Annotated in this window: 20 protein-coding genes; 7 read left to right on the top strand and 13 right to left on the bottom strand. The window is 46.1% G+C overall.

Features of this window, described 5'->3' with window-relative positions:
* Window positions 1-294 precede the first annotated feature (294 nt).
* From QUB56_RS32000 to purS, 4 genes are all read right to left on the bottom strand, one after another.
* Window positions 295-2505 (bottom strand): hypothetical protein, encoded by a 2211-nt coding sequence (locus QUB56_RS32000; protein ID WP_332960376.1) that lies wholly within the window; start codon window positions 2503-2505, stop codon window positions 295-297.
* The gene (locus tag QUB56_RS31995) at window positions 2498-4540 is read right to left on the bottom strand and encodes an ATP-binding protein (RefSeq protein ID WP_332960375.1); all 2043 of its coding nucleotides are present in this window, start codon (window positions 4538-4540) and stop codon (window positions 2498-2500) included. The genes QUB56_RS32000 and QUB56_RS31995 overlap by 8 nt, the downstream gene beginning before the upstream one ends.
* Window positions 4541-4769: 229 nt before the next feature.
* Window positions 4770-5471, bottom strand: a complete 702-nt coding sequence (purQ, locus tag QUB56_RS31990) for a phosphoribosylformylglycinamidine synthase subunit PurQ (protein ID WP_332960374.1) — start codon at window positions 5469-5471, stop codon at window positions 4770-4772.
* Window positions 5472-5790: 319 nt separating this feature from the next.
* Window positions 5791-6075: a phosphoribosylformylglycinamidine synthase subunit PurS gene (gene purS / locus QUB56_RS31985; RefSeq protein ID WP_332960373.1), complete on the bottom strand. Its 285-nt coding sequence runs from the start codon at window positions 6073-6075 to the stop codon at window positions 5791-5793.
* 143 nt (window positions 6076-6218) lie between these two features.
* Between purS and QUB56_RS31980 the strand changes: the two genes are divergently transcribed.
* Window positions 6219-6611 carry a Fur family transcriptional regulator gene (locus QUB56_RS31980; RefSeq protein WP_006634700.1) on the top strand — a complete coding sequence of 131 codons (393 nt, stop codon included), beginning with the start codon at window positions 6219-6221 and terminating at the stop codon, window positions 6609-6611.
* A gap of 102 nt (window positions 6612-6713) precedes the next feature.
* On the opposite strand, the gene QUB56_RS31975 is transcribed toward QUB56_RS31980, so the two are convergent.
* Window positions 6714-7673 carry an SPFH domain-containing protein gene (locus tag QUB56_RS31975; protein ID WP_332960371.1) on the bottom strand — a complete coding sequence of 320 codons (960 nt, stop codon included), beginning with the start codon at window positions 7671-7673 and terminating at the stop codon, window positions 6714-6716.
* 116 nt (window positions 7674-7789) lie between these two features.
* Window positions 7790-8221 carry an NfeD family protein gene (locus QUB56_RS31970; RefSeq protein WP_332960370.1) on the bottom strand — a complete coding sequence of 144 codons (432 nt, stop codon included), beginning with the start codon at window positions 8219-8221 and terminating at the stop codon, window positions 7790-7792.
* Between the two features lie 335 nt (window positions 8222-8556).
* On the opposite strand from QUB56_RS31970, the gene QUB56_RS31965 reads away from it, so the two are divergent.
* Window positions 8557-10707, top strand: coding sequence for a protein phosphatase 2C domain-containing protein (locus QUB56_RS31965; RefSeq protein ID WP_332960369.1), 2151 nt, complete (start codon window positions 8557-8559; stop codon window positions 10705-10707).
* A 415-nt stretch (window positions 10708-11122) separates the two neighbouring features.
* On the opposite strand, the gene QUB56_RS31960 is transcribed toward QUB56_RS31965, so the two are convergent.
* The 3 genes from QUB56_RS31960 to QUB56_RS31950 all read right to left on the bottom strand — a co-directional run bounded on the left by QUB56_RS31960 (window position 11123) and on the right by QUB56_RS31950 (window position 14505).
* Window positions 11123-12226 carry an ABC transporter ATP-binding protein gene (locus QUB56_RS31960; RefSeq protein ID WP_332960368.1) on the bottom strand — a complete coding sequence of 368 codons (1104 nt, stop codon included), beginning with the start codon at window positions 12224-12226 and terminating at the stop codon, window positions 11123-11125.
* 285 nt (window positions 12227-12511) lie between these two features.
* A complete protein-coding gene (locus QUB56_RS31955; RefSeq protein WP_332960367.1) occupies window positions 12512-13573 on the bottom strand; it encodes a spermidine/putrescine ABC transporter substrate-binding protein in 1062 nt (353 codons plus the stop codon).
* Window positions 13574-13632: 59 nt separating this feature from the next.
* Complete coding sequence (locus QUB56_RS31950; protein ID WP_332960366.1) at window positions 13633-14505, bottom strand: ABC transporter permease; 873 nt, start codon at window positions 14503-14505, stop codon at window positions 13633-13635.
* Between the two features lie 94 nt (window positions 14506-14599).
* Between QUB56_RS31950 and QUB56_RS31945 the strand changes: the two genes are divergently transcribed.
* Window positions 14600-16660: a dynamin family protein gene (locus tag QUB56_RS31945; protein ID WP_332960365.1), complete on the top strand. Its 2061-nt coding sequence runs from the start codon at window positions 14600-14602 to the stop codon at window positions 16658-16660.
* A gap of 443 nt (window positions 16661-17103) precedes the next feature.
* Here QUB56_RS31945 and QUB56_RS31940 read toward each other — a convergent pair whose 3' ends face one another.
* Window positions 17104-17952 carry an ABC transporter permease gene (locus QUB56_RS31940; RefSeq protein WP_332960364.1) on the bottom strand — a complete coding sequence of 283 codons (849 nt, stop codon included), beginning with the start codon at window positions 17950-17952 and terminating at the stop codon, window positions 17104-17106.
* Between the two features lie 101 nt (window positions 17953-18053).
* Between QUB56_RS31940 and QUB56_RS31935 the strand changes: the two genes are divergently transcribed.
* From QUB56_RS31935 to QUB56_RS31925, 3 genes are all read left to right on the top strand, one after another.
* Complete coding sequence (locus tag QUB56_RS31935; protein ID WP_332960363.1) at window positions 18054-19565, top strand: FAD-dependent oxidoreductase; 1512 nt, start codon at window positions 18054-18056, stop codon at window positions 19563-19565.
* Window positions 19566-20387: 822 nt separating this feature from the next.
* The gene (locus QUB56_RS31930) at window positions 20388-20594 is read left to right on the top strand and encodes a hypothetical protein (RefSeq protein ID WP_332960362.1); all 207 of its coding nucleotides are present in this window, start codon (window positions 20388-20390) and stop codon (window positions 20592-20594) included.
* Between the two features lie 238 nt (window positions 20595-20832).
* The gene (locus QUB56_RS31925; protein WP_332960361.1) at window positions 20833-21255 is read left to right on the top strand and encodes a DUF6335 family protein; all 423 of its coding nucleotides are present in this window, start codon (window positions 20833-20835) and stop codon (window positions 21253-21255) included.
* Between the two features lie 115 nt (window positions 21256-21370).
* Here the strand turns inward: QUB56_RS31925 and QUB56_RS31920 are convergent, their stop codons facing one another.
* From QUB56_RS31920 to QUB56_RS31910, 3 genes are all read right to left on the bottom strand, one after another.
* Window positions 21371-22051 (bottom strand): response regulator transcription factor, encoded by a 681-nt coding sequence (locus tag QUB56_RS31920; RefSeq protein WP_332960360.1) that lies wholly within the window; start codon window positions 22049-22051, stop codon window positions 21371-21373.
* A 129-nt stretch (window positions 22052-22180) separates the two neighbouring features.
* On the bottom strand, window positions 22181-23635 hold the full coding sequence (locus QUB56_RS31915) for a HAMP domain-containing sensor histidine kinase (RefSeq protein ID WP_332960359.1): 1455 nt from the start codon (window positions 23633-23635) through the stop codon (window positions 22181-22183).
* A gap of 203 nt (window positions 23636-23838) precedes the next feature.
* Window positions 23839-24450 carry a cupin gene (locus QUB56_RS31910; RefSeq protein WP_332960358.1) on the bottom strand — a complete coding sequence of 204 codons (612 nt, stop codon included), beginning with the start codon at window positions 24448-24450 and terminating at the stop codon, window positions 23839-23841.
* A gap of 371 nt (window positions 24451-24821) precedes the next feature.
* On the opposite strand from QUB56_RS31910, the gene QUB56_RS31905 reads away from it, so the two are divergent.
* Window positions 24822-25484: a YHS domain-containing (seleno)protein gene (locus QUB56_RS31905; protein WP_332960357.1), complete on the top strand. Its 663-nt coding sequence runs from the start codon at window positions 24822-24824 to the stop codon at window positions 25482-25484.
* Window positions 25485-25821: the final 337 nt, after the last annotated feature.

Here is a 25821-nt window from a genome sequence, read left to right as displayed (position 1 = left end):
ATAAAAATTAAAATTGTAAGTTATTTAATTCGCGATCCTAACCTTCCCTGCGCGGACAAACTAACAAACTAACAAATCAAATTCGATCGCACATTTCTCTCAAATTCGATCGCCCATCCACAAAAAACCCGATCGCGGGGCCCCAGAAACCGGGTTTTTACGACAATACCTCGTTATAACCCACAGATTCGGACAAAAACCCGGTTTCTTGGATCGGCGGGTGGCCCAGAAACCGGGTTTTTGACAAATACTTCGTTACAACCCACAGATTCGGTAAAAACCCGGTTTCTTGGATTATCGCCCGCCGCTAACTTTCTCCAATCGCAGGAAATGCACCCGGCCCAACGCATCGCCCGCTACAACACTCACCCCATCAGGCGAAATCGCACAGCCCTTGAAGCCACCCTCCCCGCTGAAACTAGCAATCTCTTTGCCGCTGACTAGATCCCAGATTTTCAGGGTGTTATCCCGTGAAGCGGAAATCGCGGTTTTGCCGTCGGGCGCGAGATCCACTGCATATATTGAGTCAGTATGACCGCTGAGGGTTCTAACTTCCGTACCTGTCTCGGTGTCCCAGATTTTCAGGGTTTTATCCCGTGAAGCGGAAATCGCCGTGAGGCCTGAGGGTGCGATCGCTACTGCATATACCGAGTCAGTATGACCGCTGAGGGTTCTCACTTCCGTACCTCTCTCTGTGTCCCAGATTTTCAGGGTGTTATCCCGTGAAGCGGAAATCGCTGTATTGCCATCTGGTGCGATCGCTACTGCGTATACCGAGTCAGTATGACCGGTGAGGGTTCTAACTTCCATACCTCTCTCGGTGTCCCAGATTTTGAGAGTGTTATCCCGTGAAGCGGAAATCGCTGTATTGCCGTCTGGTGCGATCGCTACTGCATTTACCCAGTCAGTATGACCGCTGAGGGTTATAACTGCGGTACCTGTCTCGATGTCCCAGATTTTCAGGGTGTCATCCCCTGAAGCGGAAATCGCCGTGAGGCCTGAGGGTGCGATCGCTACTGCATTTACCCACTTAGTATGACCGGTGAGGGTTCTAACATCCGTACCTGTCTCGATGTCCCAGATTTTCAGGGTTTTATCCCCTGAAGCGGAAATCGCCGTGAGGCCGTCTGCTGCGATCGCCGCTGCATTTACCAAGCTAGTATGACCGGTGAGGGTTCTAAGTTCCGTACCTGTCTCGGTTTCCCAGATTTTCAGGGTTTTATCCCATGAAGTGGAAATCGCGGTTTTGCCGTCTGGTGCGAGAGCCACTGCATTTACCAAGCTAGTATGACCGGTGAGGGTTCTAAGTTCCCTACCTGTCTCGATGTCCCAGATTTTCAGGGTGTAATCCCAGGAAGCGGAAATCGCTCGTTTGCTGTCGGGTGCGATCGCCACTGCATTTACCAAGCTAGTATGACCGGTGAGGGTTCTAACTTCCGTACCTGTCTGGGTGTCCCAGATTTTCAGGGTGTTATCCCAGGAAGCAGAAATCGCTATGAGGCCTGAGGGTGCGAGATCCACTGCATTTACCGAGTCAGTATGACCGATGAGGGTTCTAACTTCGGTACCTGTCTCGGTGTCCCAGATTTTTAGGGTGTTGTCGTTGGAAGCGGAAATCGCGGTTTTGCCGTCTGGTGCGATCGCCACTGCTCTTACCGAGTTAGTATGACCGGTGAGGGTTCTAAGTTCCTTACCTGTCTCGATGTCCCAGATTTTTAGGGTGTAATCCCAGGAAGCGGAAATCGCAGTTTTGCCGTCTGGTGCGATCGCCACTGCTTCTACCCAGTCACTATGACCGGTGAGGGTTCTAACTTCCCTACCTGTCTCGGTGTCCCAGATTTTCAGGGTTTTATCCCAGGAAGCGGAAATCGCTCTTTTACCGTCTGGTGTGAGATCCACTGCTGTTACCCAGCCAGCATGACCGGTGAGGGTTCTAACTTCCGTACCTGTCTCGGTGTCCCAGATTTTCAGGGTTTTATCCCAGGAAGCCGAAATCGCTCGTTTGCCGTCTGGTGCGATCGCCACTGCAAATACCGAGTCAGTATGACCGCTGAGAGTTCGCACACATCCTTCTCCGGGCCGCTCTAAATTAGCCTTCACAGGCCGCAGCCAAGGACTATCTTTCGATTGCTTCCCTTGTTCCAGCAACTCCTGAATCTGGGGTCTTTCAAAATCCAGCAACCTTCCCCACAAATGCCCCGCTAACTGCGTTTTATCCCGATCCAAAACCTGCGCCGACTTGCGAATTGCCCCTTGAATCAACCGCAAAGTTTCAGTTTGCCCCTCCGACAGCAAAACATCAGAAATTCTCGCCAAATCGTAATCCTGAATTAACGCTTGAGCCCCCAACGCATCCAACTTCGCCTCAATAAAATCAAAATCCGTTAACAACTGATGCAGCCGTTCCCCTTGAACACTCTCTGCTAAATGCCCTGGCATAGTTTGCAAAGTATAAAGCCGCTTTTTCGGCGACTGTTTCCCCAACCGTTCTTTAAACTTACTCATCGCCGTACAAATCCTCCCACAAATTCTCAGAAATTGCCGTTTCTATATCCCGCAGCGACACCCCAGCTTCCTGGACCACATCTTTGCGGTGCAGAAATCTTTGGAAGCTCGCGTGATAGATACTGTAATCAGCAGGACTATCACCGCTACGCCGGAGAAAATGTTCCCAATCATCCAGAACATCCTGCACATCCAAAGCATCTTCCTCAGCAAAATCCGCCAAAATATCGCAGGAAACCGGTTTGCGAGTTTTGGTCAACAAATAAATCACCTTCAACTTGCGGCGGCGCCATTCTTTATCTTTAACCGCCCTTTCCATCCGAGCCCAATGCTTCTCATAATATCCTTCCAACTCCCTCGGCAAATCTTCCAAAGTCACATCGCTGTACTTGCCGCTATCGATATCATTCAGCACATAGCGCAGGTACATAAAGTTATGCTGGCTTTTTTGGGCAACCTCCGCCACAAACTGATCTTGCTGCAAATTTTGACGGTTAATCCAACTCTGAATTGACGCGCTGTTGCTGGTGCGTTTGTCAATATAAAGCTTGACATCTGCCAAACTTTCTGCACTGTATTGCATCAAATCAAAAACCTGATGCTTTGGCAAAGGCAGAGATTCCGGCCGCTTCGAGATAATAAAATAAACATTATCCGGCAAAATATCTGGCAAATAGAGAACATTGCTGCCGCGCCCCTGCAAACCGATCTCGACTTCATCCAGGGCATCCACGACCAAAATCAACTTTTTTCCGCCCAATTTAGCGCTGACTTCCCTCAACAATCGACTGAGAAAATTGCCATCTCTCGTCGCATTTTCCGGCAGTGGCGGATAACTTAGTTGAAACCCTCGAATTAACTGAAAGCAGGCATTTTCCAGAAATTGTTCGGCGCGGACAATGCCTTGAGATTGCGAGTTAAAATGGGCAACACAGCGCCGATTCAGCAGCAGCACTAACATCGCCATAATTGAAGTTTTTCCGACACCCGGTTCTGCTTCTAACACCAAATATCCTTTGCGGTTGTTCTGCAAGAATTCGGCAATTGCTGCAAACACAAATTGGCGGCCGGTAAAGTCTTGAGTGCGGTCTTGAATAATGGTTTCGCACTCGTAGGGAAGCGGCAATCCTGGCGCGGAAATATCAATAAATCGTGACAGTGATGTTTTAATTGGCTCCCAATCGGAGCGGATGCCAATTTCTATGGCTGACAATTTATTCATCACTTGACAAAGATTCTGCCCTATTGCCACGGCCTCCAATTTGTCCAGAATATCTCCTTTTTGCAGCCCCATATTTTTTAATTCTGCCAAAGCAATTTGGTGCAGATTCAACAGCATCGCGGCAAACTTTTCTCCTCCATTCGCCGCATCCTGTTTCAGCACTTTGCGGTACGCTTTCGAGAAAGTTGCATACAGTTTGTCCGCCACAAAATCCATGATTTCTGCATCGAAGGATTTCCCCTCGCGCCGGGCGAATTCGTTGAGGAAATTTGCCCAATCTGCCGTTGTCAATCCGGTAACTCGATCGAACTCCTCGGCATCCGCAGAAAAAATCAGGGTTAACTGGTCTTCGGAAATATTTAAACCCCTTGACAAATCAACCCCTTGTGTGTTAATGTCCAGCCAGTATTCAGGAGTTCGATCGGCTAATTGACTGAGTGCTGTTTCTGGATCGGGCAAATTTTTGGTTTTGGCGATCGCAATTAATTCATCCGACGAAGCAACCTCTCTCAAAATAATTGCGATCGCCTCACCCGCCGCCTCAATCAAATCGTGATTATCGAGAATCTTCGGATCTTTGCTCAACCTTTGCGCTATCCGATTTCCGAGGTCATTAGCCGCCATATTCCCGGCAATACCATTAGCAATGGTCGCCAAAATCGAAACTCCCCCAAGTGCGGGGCCGCCCATCATACCTGCTGCTGCTTGAGTTGCCTGATTGGCGATCGCATTTGAAATAACTTGTCCAATAGCCATCACCGCACTGCATCCAATTACCCTAGTTTTAAAATTAGCTAAGTCAACTAGCGACATAAAATAAATATTCTTCTTTTCAATAGTTAGTAGTAATTATATCTTGCACGCTTCCGTTTAGTCCGTCGGGGGTTGAAACCCCCGCCGAGAGAGCGCAAATCGGTTGAAACCGACTGAAAAGTTAGTTGATATCAAAAGGTTTTTAGTTCTCATAGCGAGGACTTGCGCTATGAGACAGGGGTTTTAACCCCTGGCGGTGATTGCAAATGCCATAACTCAAATATTGCAACTACAAAACAGCAGCAACACTTGCCATCAACAACCCTTCAAACAATTTCATCCCATCAGTTTCGCCCAACATCGGATCGGATGCCCGTTCTGGATGCGGCATCATTCCCAACACATTGCCCGCCCGATTGCAAATACCGGCAATATTATTTAACGAACCGTTCGGATTCCCAGAATCGCTAATTTCGCCCGCCGGAGTGCAGTAGCGAAACAATACTTGATTGTGATCTTCTAGTTCTGCTAAAGTATCGGCATCGGCATAATAATTGCCTTCGCCGTGGGCGATCGGCAAATCGATGATTTCACCCAAAGTATAAGCCGCAGTCCAAGGAGTATTACTGCGTTCGACTTTTAAAGAAGTGCGATCGCAAATAAAATGCAATCCCGCATTCCGCACCAGAGCACCGGGCAATAAACCAGCTTCAGTCAACACCTGAAAACCGTTGCAGATGCCCAGTACAAGTTTGCCCTGTTTCGCGTGTTCCGCAGTAGCCCGCATCGCTGGAGAAAAACGGGCGATGGCGCCGCACCGCAAATAATCTCCGTAACTGAAACCACCGGGAATTACGATGATATCAATATCCGAAATATCGGTATCTTCGTGCCAAATCATCCGCGTCGGTTGGTGGAGTAACCCTTGAGTCACCCACACCACATCGCGATCGCAATTTGAACCCGGAAAAACAATAACTCCAAATTTCATAAGCTGAAGGAAGAAGGAAGAAGGAAGAAGGAAGAGGGAAGAAGGAAGAGGGAAGAACCAAGAGGGAAGAAGGAAGAAGTGTCAACATAAGACTAAAATCTTATGTTTCTCTCGCTTGTATCTAAGTCTCGATCCCCCTGGCATCCCCCTAAAAAAGGGGGACTTTGAGTGCTCCGAGTTTTCGTGTTTTTAACAAAGACTTTGAACGCTCTTGTCCTCGCCTTTTTAATAGTGACTTTGAACACTATTGTCCCCCCCTTATTAAGGGGGTTAGAGGGGATCTCCGGGACCAAAAAATACACCCTAGGGGCGATCGCATTTATGCTGTCGCTGTCTCCACAGCAACAGGAATTTCAGTCAAATCAAAGCGATAATTTTCAATTACGGGATTGGCCAAAAGTTGGTCGCAAACGCGATCGAGTTGTTCGCGGGCCTGGGACTCACCAGCAGCAGTCAGCGTCAATTCAACATACTTCCCGATGCGCACGCCCTCAACATTGTCGTATCCCATGTGTTGCAAACCAGACTGTACGGCTGTGCCGGCGGGATCTAAAACAGAAGGGCGGAGGGTAACATAGATTTGGGCAAGATATTTCTGAGTCACGGGAATGTTGCGGTAGGTGATGTGAAAGCTAGCCCCATTGTATTCTACAACCGAGCCCAGCGCCGATCGCCATTTGGTTCGCCCAAGTAAGATAGCCTAGAAATAGGGACAGATGTGATTCCAGCAGATTCGAGAAAAAAATTATGAGAACCAACCACACCCGCAGTCAGGAGCGTATTTTAAACTTGCTCAAAGTCCTGAATCGCTCGCTCTCAGCGCAAGATATCTACTTAGAACTGCGTAACAGCGACCAAAGCATGGGCTTAGCAACCGTTTACCGCTCCCTCGACGGTTTAAAGCGAGAGGGGTTCGTTCACGTCAGAACCCTCGCTAGTGGCGAGTCTCTCTACGGTGCCGCCCACCAAGACCAACACCACCTAACTTGTCTCGAATGCGGCACCTCCATTACGATCGACGAATGCCCCGTCCACCACTTAGAAAGCCAACTGCAACAATCTCATTCTTTCAAGATTTATTATCACACTTTGGAGTTTTTTGGATTGTGCGATCGGTGTACTTTGGCTCAAGAATCTTAAATTTGGTAATAGGTAATCACAACAGCCAACAGCCAACAGTCAACAGTCAACAGCAACAGTCAACAGTCAACAGTCAACAGTCAACAGTCAACAGTCAACTGGCTAATGGGCCTTATTACCTTCCCCAACGATCGATCGCATTCCTTCCAGCGTAGCTGGAATGCTGCGCGGGTCCATAAACATCACCTTGCTGCTGTCGCTGCTGCCAATTTTTAGACCCATATCCAGATAGTTTTGAGCTAACAAAAATTGTAAAGCTTCCCGAGCATGGGGGTCATTTTCCAAAGTTTTGCCGATGATTTGCAAAGCCTCCGAAGTAGCTTGAGCTTTCAAAACCTGACTTTGGCGTTCTGCTTGAGCTTTCAGGACGATCGCCTTTTGTTGAGCTTCCGCCTCCAAAATAGTTGCTTTTTGGCGCGCTTCTGCATCCAGAACTTGCGCTTCAGCCTTACCTTTGGCGCTGTTAACTGCTGACTCGCGTTCTCCCTCGGAAGTCAGAATTGCCGCCCGCTTGCGTCGATCGGCTGCCATCTGCAATTCCATCGATTCCTGTACAGTTTTAGAAGGGATAATATCGCGCAATTCTACCCGCGTTACTTTCACTCCCCAAGGATCGGTAACAATATCTAAATCTCTGAGCAAGATTTCATTAATTTGAGAACGAGCAGTAAAGGTTTGTTCGAGATCCAGTTGACCCATTTCGGCGCGAATTTGAGTCAGCACCATATTTACCATTGCTGACTGGAGATTTTCTACTTTGTAACAAGCTTTTTCCAAGTCTACAATGCGCCAGTAAACCACAGCATCAACGGTGAAGGAAACGTTATCCCGGGTAATACAAGCTTGCGGAGGAATATCTAAGACTTTTTCCCGAATTGTTTGCTCGTACACGACGCGATCGAGAAACGGCTTGACAAAATTCAAACCTGGTTCCAGTTTCTTGCCGTTGTATTTACCTAAAGTTTCCACCAGCGCTTCATTTCCCTGATTGATAATCTTGACGGAACCTGCGAGGGCCGATCCGCCTAAAGCTAAAAAGACAAGTAAAAAAAGTTGTTCCACGGTCGCCTCCTATAAATGTTGGCTGTTAAATGTTGACTGTTAACTGTTAACTGTTGACTGATGACTGTTAACTGTTGACTAACTACTAATTGTCTGTGATTAATTACGCATTTTGTTTAAGAATGCAATAAATTTTCTGGCAAAACTATTAGAGTAGTGCCTTTTCGTCCCACGACAATTACGTTTTGGTTGGGGGGGATAGTGGCCTTCGTGTCTTCGCAGCGAGCTTGCCAAGAATTCCCCTCATAAATGACTCGGCCGGTTTCTCCGGGGGGAATTTCTGTTAAAGTTTTTGCTTCCTGAGAATCTGCGATCGCCCTTGCCTTGCCTTTTGGTATCAACCGCCGGGACAAGAGCACAAAAACAGTCGAGAATACCATCCACAGGAATATTTGTAAATTAACGTAAGGTAGAACTAGAGAGCATCCAGCTACGGCAAAAGCGCTCAGTCCCATCATAAAAGCGACAAAAGCAGTCGGGAGAAATAGCTCTGCCAAACACAGCAAAGACCCAACTAGCAGCCAAAGGAGCGTAGGAGTCAAGATCATAAAAAGAATAGGTGATACTATTTAGATCTTAGATGGGAAATTTAAGATTTAAGAAATGCCAACAACTGACTATGCAAGGGTTTGCCACTTACGGGCCTTCAGGAGCGATTTTTCGCACAGCCGTACCAGGTTGAGGCTTCCATCGTACTCCCAGTCAGAGTTTAGTAACTTAAATTACAATTTTAGCCGATGCAGAGTGGCAGAAACTACAATTTCTAGGGGCCCAAAGGCAGGTAAGAAATTGATAGGGGCTAAAATCAGTTTATTCTCAAGCTCATGAATTTGGGCAGGTGAATCATATATCTTCAGAATCTTTTTACACAAACTATTTCAATATGATCAGCAGTTTCTCCGAACCCATTTATTGCCCGAATCTTAGCTGTGCCGATCCCCGCAATACCTTTGGTCGCCAGCAGTGTGCAGCTTGCGAAACCGATTTAATTTATCGGTATTTGTGGGTGGTGGGGCAAGCAGCCGAGGAAGTGCCGGCGGGTAAGGTAATAGCCGATCGATACTTTGTCATTGCACCCCAAATCTGGCTCGACAGCCGTCCCGCTGTGCCTCCGAGCGTCCCGGAACAACTGCCTGATACCATTATGCCTTACCTGCATTTGTATCCCCAACGGCTGCATACACCGGAAGTATACGGTTTTTGTCCCCTGGGGGAAGCACCGTCCGCGGCAGAGGTGATCTTGTTGGAAAATGTGCCAATCAATAATTTCGGTCGCCTGTATCCTTCTATTTTAGAAGCTTGGTCTGGGACAACCGCCGCGCGCCAAGTTTACTGGCTGTGGCAAATGCTCCAACTGTGGGCGCCGCTGTCGGAACAGGGAGTGGCTTCGAGTTTGTTGGTACCGCAAAATTTGCGGGTGGAAGGTTGGCGGGTACGCCTGCTGGAACTGCACCGGGGCAATTTTGTACCGACGCTGCGGGATTTGGGAGATGTGTGGTCAGGTTTGGTGGAATCGGCCAGGCCCGAGGTGCAGTCGAGACTTGGAGAGATTTGTCAGTTTATGCGCCGCAGCAGCATGCCTTTCGACGCGATCGCCCTAGAACTAAACGATTTACTATTAGAACAAGCCGCTAAATTGCCTCTGCACTTAGAAGTAGTCGGCATGACCGATACCGGGCCCCAGCGCTCCAAAAATGAAGACAGTTGCTATCCGACTGCTGCTGATTTTCAATCTAGCAAAACTTCAGGGGGCGACCAACTAATTCCTTACTTGACAATGGTTTGCGACGGGGTTGGAGGCCACGAAGGAGGAGAAGTTGCCAGTCAATTAGCCGTCCACTCCCTGAAAGCTTTAATCCAAAATTTGCTCGCAGAAATCACTCAACAAGAAGAGTTGATGACGCCAACAATGGTCATCAAGCAACTCGAAGAAATAGTGAGAGTTGTGAATAATGTGATTTCCGCTCAAAATAACGAGCAGGGAAAAGAATTGCGGCAGCGGATGGGGACGACTTTGGTGATGGCCCTCCAATTGCCTCAAAAAGTGAAAAATTCCGAGGATTTGCCCTCGAATAACAGTCACGAACTTTATTTAGTCAATGTGGGAGACAGCCGCGCTTATTGGATTGGCAAAAATTACTGTCAGCGGCTGACTGTGGACGACGACGTAGCGTCAAGGGAAGTCCAGCTAGGACACTGTTTGTACTGGGAAACTCAACTGCGCTCCGATGCAGGAGCCCTGACTCAAGCTTTGGGCACGCGGGACGCCGATTTCCTCCGCCCGACGATTCAGCGATTTATTGTCGAAGAGGAAGGCTTACTGCTGCTGTGTTCCGACGGTTTGAGCGACAACGACTGGGTAGAGCGTTCTTGGGAGAATTACGGCCCAGAGGTGCTTGAGGGCAAAATGTCTTTGGAAGCTGCGGTTCAGTCTTGGATTCGTCTCGCCAACGAGAAAAACGGTTATGACAACACCTCCGTGGTGGCGACTCACTGTCGGATGTCGCCGGAGAGATTGGTACTGTTCTCACCGGCCGTGGTGTCAGCGCCGGCGTCAGCGCCAGTGTCAGCGCCAGTGTCAGCCTCGGTGTCGCTGCCGCCGTCCCTGCCGCGGTCCCTCCAGAAGTCGGGGCTCCGTGCAGAACCTCCGCTTCCTCAATCGTCCAAACAGTTGCTGTACCCCGAAACTACCCCCGCCCCGGAACCAGTTCAAAAACAAGGTTTCAAGCTTTCACTGCCCCTAGTGGGGCTGTTGGGGCTGATATTAGCCTGCGGCGGTTTAGGTTTGTGGGTGCGCAGCCTCCAAAGCCCCCAGCCAGGACCCGAACCAGTTCCGCCACCGCCGGAAACTTCCGCCCCGAGTCCTGCGGCAATTCCCTCGCCCGGGGCGGAGAGTCCCTCGCCGTCGCCCGAATCGACTCCTGCGGAAATTCCCTCGCCCGGGGCCGAGAGTCCCTCGCCGTCGCCCGAATCGACTCCTGCGGAAATTCCCTTGCCCGAAGAAGCGGCAACTCCTTCGCCATCACCGGAGTAAGGGAGTTTGAATTAAGCAGAACGTTTCAACTGAAATGTTGCACCATTCTTGTTTAGGAACAGGCAAGATGCCTGTTGCACAAGAAAATTCATCTCTTGTGGAACAGGCATCTTGCCTGTTCTTGACAATGGTGCAAGATGTAAGTTTCTTGACACTCCTCGCCCTGAAGGCACGAGGATTCTTAAGACATTTCGATCTTAATATCCCTAGTAATAGGGTTCCCAGGCTGACCACGGAAAGCACATAGGTGTGTAGTCATATCTCAAGAGTGAATGTTTTGGGCGTAGACTTTCCCCCAGTCCGGGGGTAGGTTTTTAAATCTTGTCTGATCTGCTTATTCTACCATATTCATTTGTTTAGATGGATGTGTTATTTTAATTGAAAATGGAAAAAGCCGTCCTAAAAAAACGGGGTTTTAAACCCAATCTTCAGATAAAATGCAGATACTTTCCGGCGGCACGGCAACTCGAACGCTGTCGCCGACTTTGTGTCGCTGCAAGTCATCTCTGTGCAAGTTTTGTCGGCGAAGGGCGATCGAACTTTTAGCAGTCAACCGCACCGTATAGCGCGTGTCAGTGCCAATATAAATAGCCTCTTCTACTATTCCCGGCCAGCTATCTTCAACATCATAATTACCCGGGTAAATAGCAGCTTTTTCTGGGCGCAACACTAGGGTGACAACTTTACCAGCGGGCATATCTTCTGCTGTCGCAACTAAAACGGGCAACTGCTGGTCAACCAACACGATTATTTGACCGTGTTGCTTTTCTACTACTTGCCCGCTTAAAAAATTGCTATCGCCAATAAAATCAGCAACAAACCGCGTTTTAGGATATTCATAAATATCAACAGGCGTCCCGACTTGTTGAAGTTTTCCTCCATCCATCACTGCAATTCTGTCCGACATCGTTAGTGCTTCTTCCTGATCGTGAGTCACATAAATAAACGTAATACCCAATTGGCGCTGCATTTTTTTCAATTCTAATTGCATCTCTTTACGCAATTTTAAATCCAGCGCTCCTAGGGGTTCATCCAACAGCAAAACAGACGGCTGTTTGACTAATGCTCTTGCTAGGGCTACTCGCTGTTGCTGTCCCCCTGACAGTTGGCGGGGATAGCGTTTTTCTACATCCGTTAACTGTACTAATGCTAAGGCTTCAACAACGCGATCGCGAATTGTTTTCTGAGGCAAATTCTCCATTTCCAACCCAAAAGCGGCATTTTGTGCTACTGTCATGTGCGGAAATAAAGCATAGTTTTGAAATACCGTATTCACAGGGCGGTGAAAGGGTGGGCGATTTTGCATCGGTTGACCGTGAATGTAAATTTCGCCCGCTGTGGGAATTTCAAAGCCCGCGATCATTCGCAAAGTTGTAGTTTTGCCACAGCCGGAAGGGCCGAGTAAAGAAAAGAATTCTCGATCGTAAATTTGCAGGTTGATGTTGTCTACAGCTAAGAAATCTTGACTGCGGATACTTTTAAATACTTTGGAAACTTCTACAACTTCGACAGCGTGCATTGTGTTAGTATGTCTTAGTTATGACTAATAAAAAATTGAACTCAATTCCGGTTACATAAACATAAATTATCTAGGGGCTGGTTCATCAAAATCTCTAATACAAACTAAAAATTTAAGTAAACCAGCCCCGGCAGAAACCTGTGTTATAGCGGTTCTCAAGCGTGGTGAGGTATGCCCTGCGCGGGCCCATGCCCCTATCTAAAATCTAAAATCCAAAATCTAAAATCTAAAATCGATATGCCCCATGCCAGATAGTACCTCATGTTACTGAGAAAAGCTATATATCTACTTTCCAGCCCCTGCTTTAACTTCCGTCCAAGCTCGATCGTACAATGCAGTTGCTTTCCCGACATCCTGCAATAATTTCATTTTGCCAAACACCTCATACGGCGGGTAAATTTGAGGATTTTTCAAATCCTTCGGGTCGATTAAACCTCGAGCGATTGCTGCTTTGTTGGGCGAGCCATAGTGGGTAAAATTAGACACTTTAGCGCCTACTTCTGGCTGCAAAATAAAGTTAATAAATTTCTCCGCTAACTCTTTCTGGGGCGCACCTTTGGGAATTGCCATGTTGTCAGAAAAGATAATTGTTCCTTCTTTGGGAATAGCGTACCGGAGATTAGGATTTTCTTTCATAACTTGGAAAATATCGCCGCTCCATTCCATCGTCAGATTTACTTCTCCTTGATCGAGCAGATTTTGACCGGTGTCGGGGACAAAAGCGGCAATGACATTTTTACTTTTAATCAGCAAATCGCGGGCTTTGTTAATCTCTTCGGGATTGGTTGTATTTGGGTCAAATCCTAAATACATTAAAACTCCTGCAAATGTGTATCTGGCATCGTCTTGCCACGCGACTTTTCCGGTATATTTAGAATCGAACATCGCCGCCCAACTGTTGATATCGCCCTTGGTTGCTTTCACGTTGTAGCCAATTCCCATTGTTCCCCACTGGTAGGGCAGGGAATATTTATTCCCCGGGTCAAAAGCTTGATTGATAAACTTAGGTTCGAGATTTTTTTGGTTGGGAATATTGTTAAGATTCAGCGGTTCAATTATATTTTCTGCGATCATGACTTTCACCATGTAATCGGCGGGAAATATTAAGTCGTAACCCGGGTTCCCCTGTTTGAGTTTGGCATAGAGTGCGTCGCTGTTCTCGAAAGTGTCGTATTGAATTTTAACATTGTTCTCTTTCTCGAATTGGGCGATCGCTTCTGGGGCGATATAACTTGCATAATTGTAAATGCTGAGCACTTGCGGCTGGTTGCCACCTGTGGGGCTACAGCCGAAAGCCACCGTTGCACTCATCACAAACAAAAGTAGGAAAGTCAGCAGGCGTTTCATAGTTTCATAGGTTTTGTTAGTGGCAGAAGATAATAATTATGACACAGAAAGCAATTTATTTAACTTTTTTGAACTTTGAGCGATGATAAAACCAGCAATAAGGAAGCCAACAGCATCAAAGTTGAAATGGCATTAATCGCTGGCGTGACAGCAAATTTTATCATGCCGTAAACAAATAGCGGCAGCGTCACTGAACCGACGCCGGTGGTAAAGAATGTCACGACAAAATCATCCAGCGACAGAGTAAAAGCCAGGAGTGCCGCGCTGAAAATAGCGGGCCAAATTAGAGGGAGAGTGATCCGCCAAAAAGCCCGCCATTCGTTAGCGCCTAAGTCAAAAGCTGCTTGTTCTAATTGAGGATCGAGTTCCGCCAAACGCGCCCTGACAGTAATAGTCACAAAGGAAATATTAAAGACAATGTGACCGATAATTACCGTAGGCAAGCCGAGATTGAGGCGAATTCCCGTGAGATTTTCTACGATCCGAAATACTAGGGTAAAGAAGACTAGCAGCGAAATGCCGATCGTAATTTCGGGCATGATAATCGGCAAAAACAATAAAGCTTCTACTGCTTTGCGTCCTGGGAAATGAAAGCGTTCGAGTGCTAACGCGAGCATTGTACCAAAAATTGTCGCTAACACAGTCGAAATAGCTGCAATTAGCAAGCTGTTGTGGAGTGCAGTCAAGATTCCGGCGCTGCTGCTGCTAGCAATTCCTAGCTGTGTTCCGAGTCCGAGTGTACCTGCACCGCCGAATAAACTGCGATACCAGTCAAGGGTAAAACCGCGCCAAACCGCATTGAATCTGGAGGCGTTAAAGGAGTAAACAATTAAAATGAGAATTGGCAAGTAAAGAAAGGAAAATGCTAGGCCAGCTTGTACCCAAAGCCACTTTTTGCCGATCGCCCGCACGAGCAAGTCTAGTTTAGTCATGAGTGATTAGTCATTAGTCATTAGCGCATCTTACCCTAAATTTAGATCGGTCAAGGTGATAAGATAGAATTAGATATTACTGGAGGGAAGACCCATGAGCAGTCAAGAAAAAGCGGCTGGTTGGCTCCATAACTTGGATCGCCTTGTCAGAGTTCGCAACGAGATAGCAACTTTGTTGGAGGATATCGCCCAAAAACTCACCCAAGCTGAATCACAAGCAGAAAATACATCCGGAAAACTAGGACTCTCTCAAGAGATTGAACGTCTCATCCAGCACAGTGAAAATTTGCGCCAAGGAGTCTTTCGGTTTTTAGTATTAGGGGACATGAAGCGGGGAAAAAGTACATTTCTCAATGCTGTGCTAGGGCAGAATTTACTTCCCAGTGATGTCACTCCCTGTACTGCTTTGTTAACTGTGCTGAAATACGGTACAGCAGAGAAAGCGACGATTTACTATAACGATAGCAAACAACCAGAGGAAATAGATTTTCAGCAGTTTAAGCAGCGCTATACAATTGATCCAGAAGAAGCAAAAATACTAGAGCGGGGCAAACAGCTAGCTTTTCCAGATATCAGTCATGCGGTGGTAGAACATCCGCTACCGCTGCTCGCCAAAGGTATCGAATTTGTGGACAGCCCGGGGCTGAATGATACGGAAGCGCGAAACCAGCTTACTCTCGACTATATCTACAACTGTCACGCCATACTTTTTGTGTTGAGTGCGTCTCAACCTTGCACATTGGACGAACGCCGCTATCTCCAAAATTACCTCAAAGACCGCGGTTTAACTATCTTCTTCCTCGTCAATTCTTGGGATAGAATTCGAGATGGACTTGTCGATCCAGAAGACACTGAGGCACTGGAAGTAGCCGAGGACAAACTGCGTAAAGTTTTCCAGACTAATCTGAGCGAATATTGTCAGGATCGGGGCCGGGATATTTATCAGCAGCGAGTATTTGAGATTTCTGCTCTCAATGCCTTGCGCAGTCGTTTGAAAAACTCAGAAGCTACTTTAGAAGGCACAGGCTTTGTGGAGTTTCTGGCGGCTTTCAATCATTTTCTGACTGGGGAACGAGCTGCTGCTGAACGGGAACAAGCAAGAGCGATCGCCCTTCAAGCTTGCAATCGCTTTCAAGCAGCAATCTCCCGCCGCATTCCTTTGTTAGATGAAACTGTCGAGCAATTGAAACAGAAAATAGATTCGATTCAGTCGGACTTCGCAAATTTGTCTGAAATTGGTAATCAGTTCCAGCAAGAAATTAGAACTGTCCGCGACCGAACTTCCCAGGAAATAGGCGATTCTTTCCGTACCTATATCCTCGATTTAGAGAACACCTTTGAAAACGATTTTTTAAGCACTCAGCCCGATTTAGATTTCATGGAATTTCTCGACAAAAACAACCGGGCTATGTTCTATACCTCATTCAAACGTGCTTTCGAGCGATATATGAACGATCGCCTCGCTGCTTGGGAATTCATAGCCAAACAGAAGATAGCCTCTGCTTTCTCTGAACTCGAGGAAAAAGCCGCGGATTCTCGAATTGAATATGAACGAGTAGTAGAGGCTATGAATAAGAAGCTGTTAGGCTACCGATTCTACGCCGTCGGACATAGCTACAAGCCAAAAGAAAACTCGACTTGGGCTGAGGTGGCAATAGATATGTTTTCATCGATTCCCGACAACCTCAACAGAGGTATCCATTCTTTCAATATGTTTTGGCAGAGTGTCTTGGCTTGTGTCATGGTGACGCTTGTGCTAAATATTATCGGTGTAGTTTTTGCCTCTTTAACTCTTTCTGTTTTGGGTGGAATTCTGGTAGTTACAGGTGTGGTAGCATTGCAAGCGGAGTATGTTCGCCAACAGTTCATTTCTGCGACTAAGAAAGAGTTTGTTAAATATCTGCCACAAATTGCTGAAGAACAGTCGCAATATATTTATGAAGCAGTCAGGAAATGTTTTGATACTTACGAAGAACAGGTGTGCGATCGCGTGAAGGCTGATATCAATTCTCGCAAAGCCGAGTTAGATAGTTTGCTCGCTCAAAAACAATCCCGAGAAATTGACATACTCGCTGAAACTAAACGTCTAAAAGACTTGGAAACCGAGATTTTGTCTCAATTGCAGCAAATTGAGTTGGTAGGTGGATTTCTTTAGCTAAAATCCAAGTCATACCAAATCCGGTTAGGACAGACACCTGGCAGATTTATTTACTAAATCCGCTTTTAGCAAAAGTTTTATTGTTGCTTGTAGGAGTTTTACTTTCATCGGATTTGGTATCAGATCAACTCCCCTAGCATGGGAATTGTAAAATCGAATCAACAGTCAATACTCAACTATCATTCAGTTTTTCGACTGAGAGTCAACAGTCAACAGTCAATCGATTTTAGAGTTGAGATTTTAGATTAAAGAATTGAAGCATTGACCCCACGGATAAATTCGGGGGGCAAGTTTCATCGGATACAGGTTTTTTATTTCACCGGTCCTGAGTCTGCTTTCGGAATGAATCCGGGGGCTTGTATACTAGATGCTTTCGGTCAACAGTCCACTATAATTCCGCTGCAACCGGAATTGATATCAGGTGTCCATTTCGCACCTTACTATTGAGTTTCATCAGACACGCGGGAATAAATTAAAACAGGAATCAATATGATTGCCGTCAACAGCATAGAAAGCGCCGATCCAAAAGGCCAGTCGCGGGCTTTCATAAACTGATTTTGAATCAAATTTCCCACCATAATTGTTTTAGACCCGCCCAATATATCCGGTGTGATGAAAGCGCCAACTGCGGGAACAAAAACGAGAATTGAACCTGCAACAATGCCGCGAGTGGTCAAGGGTAAAAAGACCCGCAAAAAAGTGCGAATATCATTGGCACCTAAATCTTGAGCGGCTTCTACTAATGAAAAATTGAAGCGTTCTATGCTAGAATATAAAGGCAGAACCATGAAAGGTAAATAGCCGTAAATAAGACCGATCGCCACAGCGAAAGGCGTAAAAAGCAAGTTTAACGGTTCGCTAATAATTTGCAAGCTTTGCAAGGCTGTGTTAACTACTCCTTCGCTGCGCAGGAGTATGATCCAGGCGTATGTTCTAACTAAAAAGTTAGTCCAAAATGGAATAATTACCAGCAAAAGCAAAGCATTTCGCCAGCGGGTAGAACGGGTGGCGATGAAGAATGCTAGGGGATAGCCAACTAACAAGCAAGCAGCCGTAGTCAGAAAAGCCAGCCACAGCGATCGCCCAATTACTCCTAAGAAAAGTCCACTGCACAAACGCTGGTAGTTGCTAAGAGTAAATATCCAAGTAACGCCGCCGTAAGTACCCCGCTCTAAAAAACTGTACAAAAGTACAATTAGCACTGGCAAAATGAAGAAAACGAGCAGCCATGCGGTAGCGGGAAATAAAAGCAGCAACAGGTTAGTCTGCTGGCGGTTTTTGACACTCATTATTCACTCAAGCCAAATTTAGCACCTAATGCAACATATTTTATATCAAATCCGCATTTTATGAATTATGTCATCATTAATAAATTATCAAGAGGTACGCAATGTCACCAGAATCGTCAACCCCCAAAATAGTCGTCGTCGGTGCAGGATGGGCCGGTTTAGGCGCTACCTATCACCTAGCCCAGCAAGGCTATGATGTCACCCTGCTAGAAGCAGGCCCTTATCCGGGTGGCTTAGTTGCAGGGTGGAAAACCGTCGGCGGGCGTTCCGTAGAAGCAGGCATTCATGGCTTCTGGTATCCCTACAAAAATATATTTTCCTTAATGAATGAATTAGGTCTCGAGCCCTTCACGCCTTGGACTCGTTCTTGTCAGTATTCACCGGCAGGATTGGAAGTAGAATCGCCGATTTTTCAGGATGAACCGATCCTTCCGACACCGTTAGGAACCTTTCTTTACACGCGATTTAAAAGGCTGCCATTAGTCGATCGGCTTTCAGCCTTGCCCTTACTCTACGCCGTCCTAGATTTCGACAATTCCGACGAAGCTTGGCGCAGGTACGATCGCGTCACAGCCCGCGAACTATTCAAACAGTTTGGCGTTTCTGCAAGACTGTACCGCGATGCTTTTGAACCGATGTTATTAGTAGGTTTATTTGCACCAGGAGAACAGTGTTCTGCAGCAGCAGCTTTGGGAATGCTTTATTATTTCATATTAGCACACCAATCGAATTTTGATGTAGTTTGGTGTCGCGGAACAGTCGGAGAAATGATATTTCATCCCTGGGTCGAACGCCTGAAAAAACTCGGTGCCAAAGTATTAACAAAGCAGCGAGTTACTGATTTAATAGTTGACAGCAACAACCGAGCAACAGGCGTTGTTTGCGGCGAAGAAACCTTCGAGGCAGATGCAGTTATTTTTGCAGTTGGCGTCACGGGAATGCAAAAAATTATCAGCACCAGCCCAGCTTTGCAAAGTCGCCAAGAGTTTCGGGACGTGATGAATTTGGGTGCAGTTGACGTGTTAGCTGTTCGCCTGTGGTTTGACAGAAAAATTGACATTCCGCTGCCTTCTAATGCCTGTTTTGGGTTTAGTTCGACTACGGGCTGGACGTTTTTTGATTTGAATGCTTTGCACGACGAATTTCGAGACGAACCGGGAACAGTTGTCGAAGCTGACTTTTATCACGCAAATCAATTAATTCCCCTGAAAGATGAGGAAATTGTTTCCTTAGTTCAGCGGGATTTAGCGACTTGCATTCCGGCTTTTCGGGAGGCAAAAGTAATTGACAGCAGCGCGATTCGGCTGTCGCGGGCGGTGACGCATTTTGCCCCTGGCAGCTATCAGTATTTGTTGCCTGCAGTAACAAGTTATGATAATGTATTGATGAGCGGCGATTGGGTTGTGACCCGTCACGGTTCTTGGTCGCAGGAAAAGGCTTATGTTACTGGTTTGGAGGCGGCAAATTTGGTAATTTCGCGTTTCGGACTTGGGAACAAAGCGGCAATTATTCCCGTGGAAGCTGACGAACCGCACATTCAAATCGGGAGAAAGATTAATCAGTTTACTCGCAGTTTGACTAAAGCCTTCATTCCCGATTTTTGGCTGCCATAAGAAGAAGGAAGTTCGGCAACGGATTCGGTAACGAGTTTAACGGATGGAAGGAAAAAGGAAGAAGGAATTTCTTGCTTCAAGCGGTAAGGTGCGCGGCCCGGCGCACCCTACATATAGACTAATAACCAATGACCAATGACTGATGATACTATCTTGAAAAAAGAATGCGACTTTAGACAAGCTCGAAAGCACAAGCCTCGTCAGTCATGGCCAATCTAAAATCTAAAATCTAAAATGGCATGACTATCGCCAATAAGGCCGGCCCTTCCAAAAAACTCCCACCGTAACTCCGATTAGTGCAGTTTCCGATAAACTTACTAAAAAAAAACGTAAGGTAAGGAATGACTTTAACAGCAAACCCAGGATTAGGCACAAAACTAAAACCCACAAACTAACTCGGTTCAGCAAAAATTGCTGCTGCCAATACTCTAAAAAGTAAACCGCTAAAGCCCCAATTCCCACTGCGCTAGCGAAAGGTATCAATATCCCCAGCGGGGAAACCCCGAGAAGCGTAAAGACCTTCCGGAATACTTCCGACTGAATCCAGCTCCACCCTAAAAATAACTCCAATCCAACCACGATGCAGTTGACGAGGGCGGAAATTTGCAGCATTTCTCGCCAAGGTAATAGTTTTAAGCGCCGCATAAAATTGCTCACGATCGGCAGATTAGGTAGGTTGCTTTGATTTTATAACAGTTTGGCACTGGCGATCGACATTTGAGCCCAATTTGTGAAGTAAAATAAACATAGAGGGCAGTCTCTTGGCAAATTAACCCAGAGTATCTGCCTGCTAGTTGTTGGAACCGTGAAAGGAAAAAAGTTATGGTGGAGAACACTGTCGATTGTGCTGTAGCTTGTATCAACGGCTGCATTTTGGGGGACAAGTGCCCGAAGCGGGAATACGCAAAAGCAACGTCCAACTTTATTGAAAATACTTCTCTGGATAAAATGCTAGAAATGGCAGAGGAAGCGGTGAGAAGGAAACGGATGGAACCCCCCAAATGGGTAATTCCTGATTTTCCCGAATAAAATTAGCCTCGGAATTAAAAAGCGATCGCCATTTTCAAACGGGCGATCGCTTTTTGTATTCCCAATGAAATAGCTGAGCTGAATCCATATATTTCCTGGGATAGAAGCTTTGAGCTTCAATAGCAATTATGATGCCACTTAATGACACCCATTGGCAATAACTAAAAACAATTCAGCTCAAGGGAAATTCGGACATTTTTAATTTAATTGAGTTCAAAAACAAACAGGAGCAAGTCTCGTGGCACAGCAAAAGGAACGCAAGGCAAAAACAACAAGAGATGGTGATAATTTGGGCGAATTGCCTCAAGAAATTACCGAATCTTACGGTACCGGCGTCATCGATCAACCGGGATTGAGCCAAGACGACATAACAACCCTGCAAGACAGCAGTTCGGAATACTCTTCCACCAGTTCCCAAATCGGCGGCGAGGATGGCGATCCTGCTGCGGAACAAGAAAGTGCCACTGGCGAGCAATCGGTGGGCGGAACCGCGCCTACTCCCGACCTGGATCTTGTTGACGAACTCGGAGCCGCTGCGGGCATAGAATTGCAAGATGGGGAGATTTTGCACACAACAGATATGCTTGAAGAACGAGATGAAAATCGGTGGGAATTAGACCCGAGTTCTGCGGAAGATTATCAGGAACGGCCGGATTTCTAGGTCTATTTTTTACCCAAAAATAGGTAGTAGAAGCGGATGCGAACTCACATTTTTTAGGAGCGGGTTCACCAGTATCCATACTTCAGATCCCAGGTATTTGTAAATCCGCCCCTCATCACTTTTGCTCTCGCAACACATATCCCACTCCCCGAACAGTATGCAGCAGGCGTTTTGAGTTATTTGCTTCTAACTTAATCCGTAGCGCACGAATATACACTTCAATAATGTTTGACTCGCCCATAAAGTCGTAACCCCAAACTTTTTCTAAAATTCGGTCGCGGCTAATGACTTGACGGGCATTTTGCAGCATAAATTCTAACAAATCAAACTCTTTGGCAGTGAGTTCAATTAGTTGACTGCCTCGATATACTTCACGGGTTAAACTGTTTAATATTAGGTCTTCAAATTGTAGCCGCTCGGGGTCGTTTGGTTGAGTTCGGCGCAGACGTGCTTTAACTCTCGCGAGGAGTTCTTCCATACTGAAAGGCTTAGTAACATAATCGTCGGCTCCAGCATTTAGTCCCGTCACGCGATCGGGTACTTCATCTTTTGCTGTTAACATAATTATTGGTACTTGAACACCAGTCGATCGCAACCTTAAACAGATGTCTAATCCAGAGATGCCGGGAAGCATCCAATCTAAAATTAATAAATCCGGTTGAGCATCACGAGCGATCGTTAATCCATCCAATCCATTTGGGGCGACAGTGACGTGATATCCTTCTAGACTAAGTTCAGATTCGATGAACTTTGCCAGTTTAGGGTCATCTTCAACAAGGAGAATGCGATCGCTCATATAGCCTTTCTCAGATAGATGAGGTACAATTTTAGATTTTAGATTTTAGATTTTAGATTGGGGGATTGGGGATTGGGGGATTGGGGAATTGTTAATTAAGTGGTGAATACCTCATCTTTCCGAGAACCGCTATAGCTGCGGATTCCAGACAGGTAAGGTGATAGTAAAAATACTACCTTCTCCCGGTTTAGAGCGGAGCGTAATACGTCCTTCCATGGCTTCGATCAGGCTTTTGGCGATCGCCAATCCCAACCCTGTACCGTCTCTAGAGCGCGTCATTGACTCATCCACCCGGTAAAATCGCTCAAAAATTCGGTTTTGATGGGGGAGAGAAATACCAATTCCGCGATCGCCCACATGAATCATCACCTGGTTTTCCCTCTTGTCTAATACTAACTCAACTGGTTGTTCGGGAGCAGAATACTTGATTGCATTATCGACTAAGTTAATTAACACTTGTTGTAAACGATCCTGATCCGCACAGGCTACAACATCCTCATCATTTGACACAAAAATAATTTGCCGATTGCTAACTTTTTGACTCATCTGGGCTACCTCAGCCACCAGAGTATTCAGTATCACCGGATTCAAGCGAAAGTGCAAGTTGCCACTATCAGCCCGTGCCAAATCGAGCAAATCTTCTAACATCCGAATCGTGCGTTCTGTTTCCCCAACGGCTGTTTTCAGTGCTTCTTGCTGATAGTCACTTAAGTTAGTGCTGCGTCGCAGCAAACTTTGTAAATAACCAACTACAACCGTCAGAGGAGTGCGTAATTCGTGGGAAACATTACCGACAAATTGGCGTTGTTGCTCCCAAGAACCAGATAAGCGAAACAACATCTCATTAAAGGTTTGCGCTAGTCCTAAAATCTCATCAGGAGCCTGATGCAGTTGGAGTTTTGCCGCCTGCAAATTATCAGCAGACAAAGTGCTAGCTACCTGACTCATATGTTCCAAAGGATGGAGAGCATGGCGAATGCGACTGGCGATCGCCAACATTAACACTAAGATTACCACAATACTGACAACAATTAGACTGCGAATCCCATCATTTAATTGATGTTGCTCATCAGTGATATCTTGAGAGAAATATACCGTACCCAGTAACTCATTTTTAATCCTCAGAGTTCTGCTACAGATCACCAAGTAGCGATCGCCCACCTGAACAAAAGTCGGCTCTGCAGGTACTTCTGTCAACGATATCATCTTCGTAATCTTAGAAGATTGCAGATCCATATCAGGTGAATTTACCAAAAGCATCCCATCATTTCGCTTTACCCACACCATTATTCCTCCTGTGGAAGCTTTATGGACGCTTCGGGTCAAGCCAATTTCTAGTGAACCCATTTCACTATAAAGCTCAACCTGTTCGGGAAAGCGTATTCCAATGTATTCCAGAGTTTTTTTATGGGCCCAGACTAGATTTTGCGACCTTTGCCAGCCGGCCCAAAATGCCACACTGCTAAGTCCTAAAATCGAGAGTACCAGCAATTCCAGGGTCAGGCGAAACTGAAGCGAAGAGGTGGAAATTCGCTTGAGGGCGATCGGGTTGATAGCGGCTATAAATTGGCGAATTAGCTTCATTATATCGTCAGGTAGCGAGGAGACTTAAGCATTAAAATTATGGAAATTTCAACTATAGCAATCAAAACCAGGAGCTGTGGGAGGGGCCGGAGAGCCCGTCGGACCTCGAAGCCTGGATCACGCATGAAAGTTGGTCCAGCCGCGATTGCAATCGCCCCGTATATTTGATATTTGTTAATATTTGCTTTCATCAGGCTGCTATCTTAAAAGTTTTCCGCAGTACCTTTAATCTGGTTAAACTCAAATCGTCGATCGTAATCGGTTACACCATAAAGATTAAAACTAATGGTTGGTTTATCTCCGAGTGCTTCCACATGATGAATCGCATCTGGCATTAAGCACAAAACGTCACCAGGAGCAAGCAAAATATCTCCCACTGTTGTAATTTTATCGGGAAACTTGCGAGTTGGCGATCGCTGCCAAAAAGTATTTTTCTCCTGTCCGTCAAGTAGCGCCACCAGTCCCCAACTGGCATGATTGTGAATCGGAGAAACTGCACCCGGAGCCCAAGCGACCAACTGCACGGTAAGAGGAAAAAATGGTTCATCATACAGTGTTTGTACTGCCCAGCCTGTCTCAGAGTCAGGCTCAAGTAGAGAAATTTGAAACCAGGAGGAACTATCTAACAACCTGCGGACAAGGGGACAAATTGCCTGGAGTCGTAAATAATCATCACTAATTTGCTCTAATACATCTTCCAAGTCAGTTAAAAAGCGGTAAAGTCGGTAGGGATGGGTCAAATCTTCAATTTGACTTGTAGCCTCACAAACACGGTACTGTCCATCATTAGTCACTAACCAGTCTTTTCCTGTCATAATTTCTCAACTCGCGGTTAAATTACTGCACTACTAAGTTTCTCATCAGCAATCTTGGGCTGAGAAACGAGATATCTAGCAAGAAACGCGGTTTCTAAGCCAAGAGTGTATCAAGGACTCTCAAGGATAGTCAGGGTTAATCTCCACTCTATAAGACATTCGGGGCAACTAGATGATGCGTTCCTAATTCCCAGATGAATTTTTGCTGAAGAAAGGGACGTATAAAGTATTCAGAGTTTTATCTCCCATGCATCTCTTCCTCATCTAGCACTCATTTTATTGAGTGTTAATGTAAATAACCTCAAGTTTTGAGGAAAACACAAAGCCAGCATAATTCTCAGAGATCGATAACTCTCAAGGAAATATCGGGCGTGGAATTAGTAACAATTTATCGGGAAATTAGACACATGAAAGTAAAATACATTACCGCGATCGCCATTGCGACCATTCTAGGTTTGGTAACAACTAATACTAGCTACGCCAATTTCCAGGCTGCCACAAACTTAAACTCTACAACCGTTTCATCCAAGGTGGCACAATCCAACCCTTGCGCGGGTAAAGCCAACCCTTGCGCTGGTAAAGCCAATCCTTGTGCTGGTAAAGCCAATCCTTGCGCTGGTAAAAGCAGCACAACAACCCTTCATCCTCAGTTCTACACCGAAAACGGTGTGGCTCTTGATGGTCAGGATGTCGTAGCCTATTTCACCCAAAGCAAATTAGTTATGGGAGTTAGCCAATTTAAACATAATTGGGGTGGAACAACTTGGATGTTTGCTAGTGCAGCAAACCGTGATATGTTTGCTAACAATCCTGAAAAGTATGCTCCTCAATACGGTGGATATTGCGCGCAGGGTACCAGTGAAGGGAATCTTGTTGTGACCCAGCCTGACGCCTGGAAAATCGTTAATGGGAAGCTTTATCTCAACTACGATAAAACAGTACAAGCACAATGGATGGGGGATATTCCTGGTCACATTGCTTCAGCAAACAAAAATTGGCCGGCTATTCTGAATAACAAAGAACTGTTGCGCTAAGCTCAAAGTGATGCAGGCAATTAATCGCCGCTAACCGTCACTGACATTACCGCCAGCAGTTTTCACTTCCCTGAGAACAAGGTAATTGTAATTCCTCCATTGCGTAATTGAGAAAGCTGTACCTCACCCAATTGACAACTGCTATATTTTGTGATTTATCAACATTTCCGGTGAGTTACCCTTCATAAAGCGTGTTTGTAGTCAGGACTTCAGTTTTTCTCTAGGCCGATGAACAATTACTATGAGTCCTGACTACAAACTTAGGAATGAGAATTAAATAACTTCCACTCTTGAAAGTGGGATGGGCGTCCCGCCCGTCCAAAAAGGACGGGCGGGA

The organism is Microcoleus sp. AR_TQ3_B6 (assembly GCF_036702785.1).
Lineage (GTDB): Bacteria > Cyanobacteriota > Cyanobacteriia > Cyanobacteriales > Microcoleaceae > Microcoleus.
The sequence above is the reverse complement of the archived record's forward strand: the minus strand, read 5'-3'. Positions and strand labels throughout refer to the sequence as shown.

What these genes read in the sequence shown, in the direction of transcription:
- QUB56_RS32000 (WP_332960376.1), bottom strand. Translation starts at nt 2,505, where the DNA reads ATGAGTAAGTTTAAAGAACGGTTGGGGAAACAGTCGCCGAAAAAGCGG.
- QUB56_RS31995 (WP_332960375.1), bottom strand. Translation starts at nt 4,540, where the DNA reads ATGTCGCTAGTTGACTTAGCTAATTTTAAAACTAGGGTAATTGGATGC.
- purQ (WP_332960374.1), bottom strand. Translation starts at nt 5,471, where the DNA reads ATGAAATTTGGAGTTATTGTTTTTCCGGGTTCAAATTGCGATCGCGAT.
- QUB56_RS31980 (WP_006634700.1), top strand. Translation starts at nt 6,219, where the DNA reads ATGAGAACCAACCACACCCGCAGTCAGGAGCGTATTTTAAACTTGCTC.
- QUB56_RS31970 (WP_332960370.1), bottom strand. Translation starts at nt 8,221, where the DNA reads ATGATCTTGACTCCTACGCTCCTTTGGCTGCTAGTTGGGTCTTTGCTG.
- QUB56_RS31965 (WP_332960369.1), top strand. Translation starts at nt 8,557, where the DNA reads ATGATCAGCAGTTTCTCCGAACCCATTTATTGCCCGAATCTTAGCTGT.
- QUB56_RS31960 (WP_332960368.1), bottom strand. Translation starts at nt 12,226, where the DNA reads ATGCACGCTGTCGAAGTTGTAGAAGTTTCCAAAGTATTTAAAAGTATC.
- QUB56_RS31955 (WP_332960367.1), bottom strand. Translation starts at nt 13,573, where the DNA reads ATGAAACGCCTGCTGACTTTCCTACTTTTGTTTGTGATGAGTGCAACG.
- QUB56_RS31950 (WP_332960366.1), bottom strand. Translation starts at nt 14,505, where the DNA reads ATGACTAAACTAGACTTGCTCGTGCGGGCGATCGGCAAAAAGTGGCTT.
- QUB56_RS31945 (WP_332960365.1), top strand. Translation starts at nt 14,600, where the DNA reads ATGAGCAGTCAAGAAAAAGCGGCTGGTTGGCTCCATAACTTGGATCGC.
- QUB56_RS31940 (WP_332960364.1), bottom strand. Translation starts at nt 17,952, where the DNA reads ATGAGTGTCAAAAACCGCCAGCAGACTAACCTGTTGCTGCTTTTATTT.
- QUB56_RS31935 (WP_332960363.1), top strand. Translation starts at nt 18,054, where the DNA reads ATGTCACCAGAATCGTCAACCCCCAAAATAGTCGTCGTCGGTGCAGGA.
- QUB56_RS31930 (WP_332960362.1), top strand. Translation starts at nt 20,388, where the DNA reads ATGGTGGAGAACACTGTCGATTGTGCTGTAGCTTGTATCAACGGCTGC.
- QUB56_RS31920 (WP_332960360.1), bottom strand. Translation starts at nt 22,051, where the DNA reads ATGAGCGATCGCATTCTCCTTGTTGAAGATGACCCTAAACTGGCAAAG.
- QUB56_RS31915 (WP_332960359.1), bottom strand. Translation starts at nt 23,635, where the DNA reads ATGAAGCTAATTCGCCAATTTATAGCCGCTATCAACCCGATCGCCCTC.
- QUB56_RS31910 (WP_332960358.1), bottom strand. Translation starts at nt 24,450, where the DNA reads ATGACAGGAAAAGACTGGTTAGTGACTAATGATGGACAGTACCGTGTT.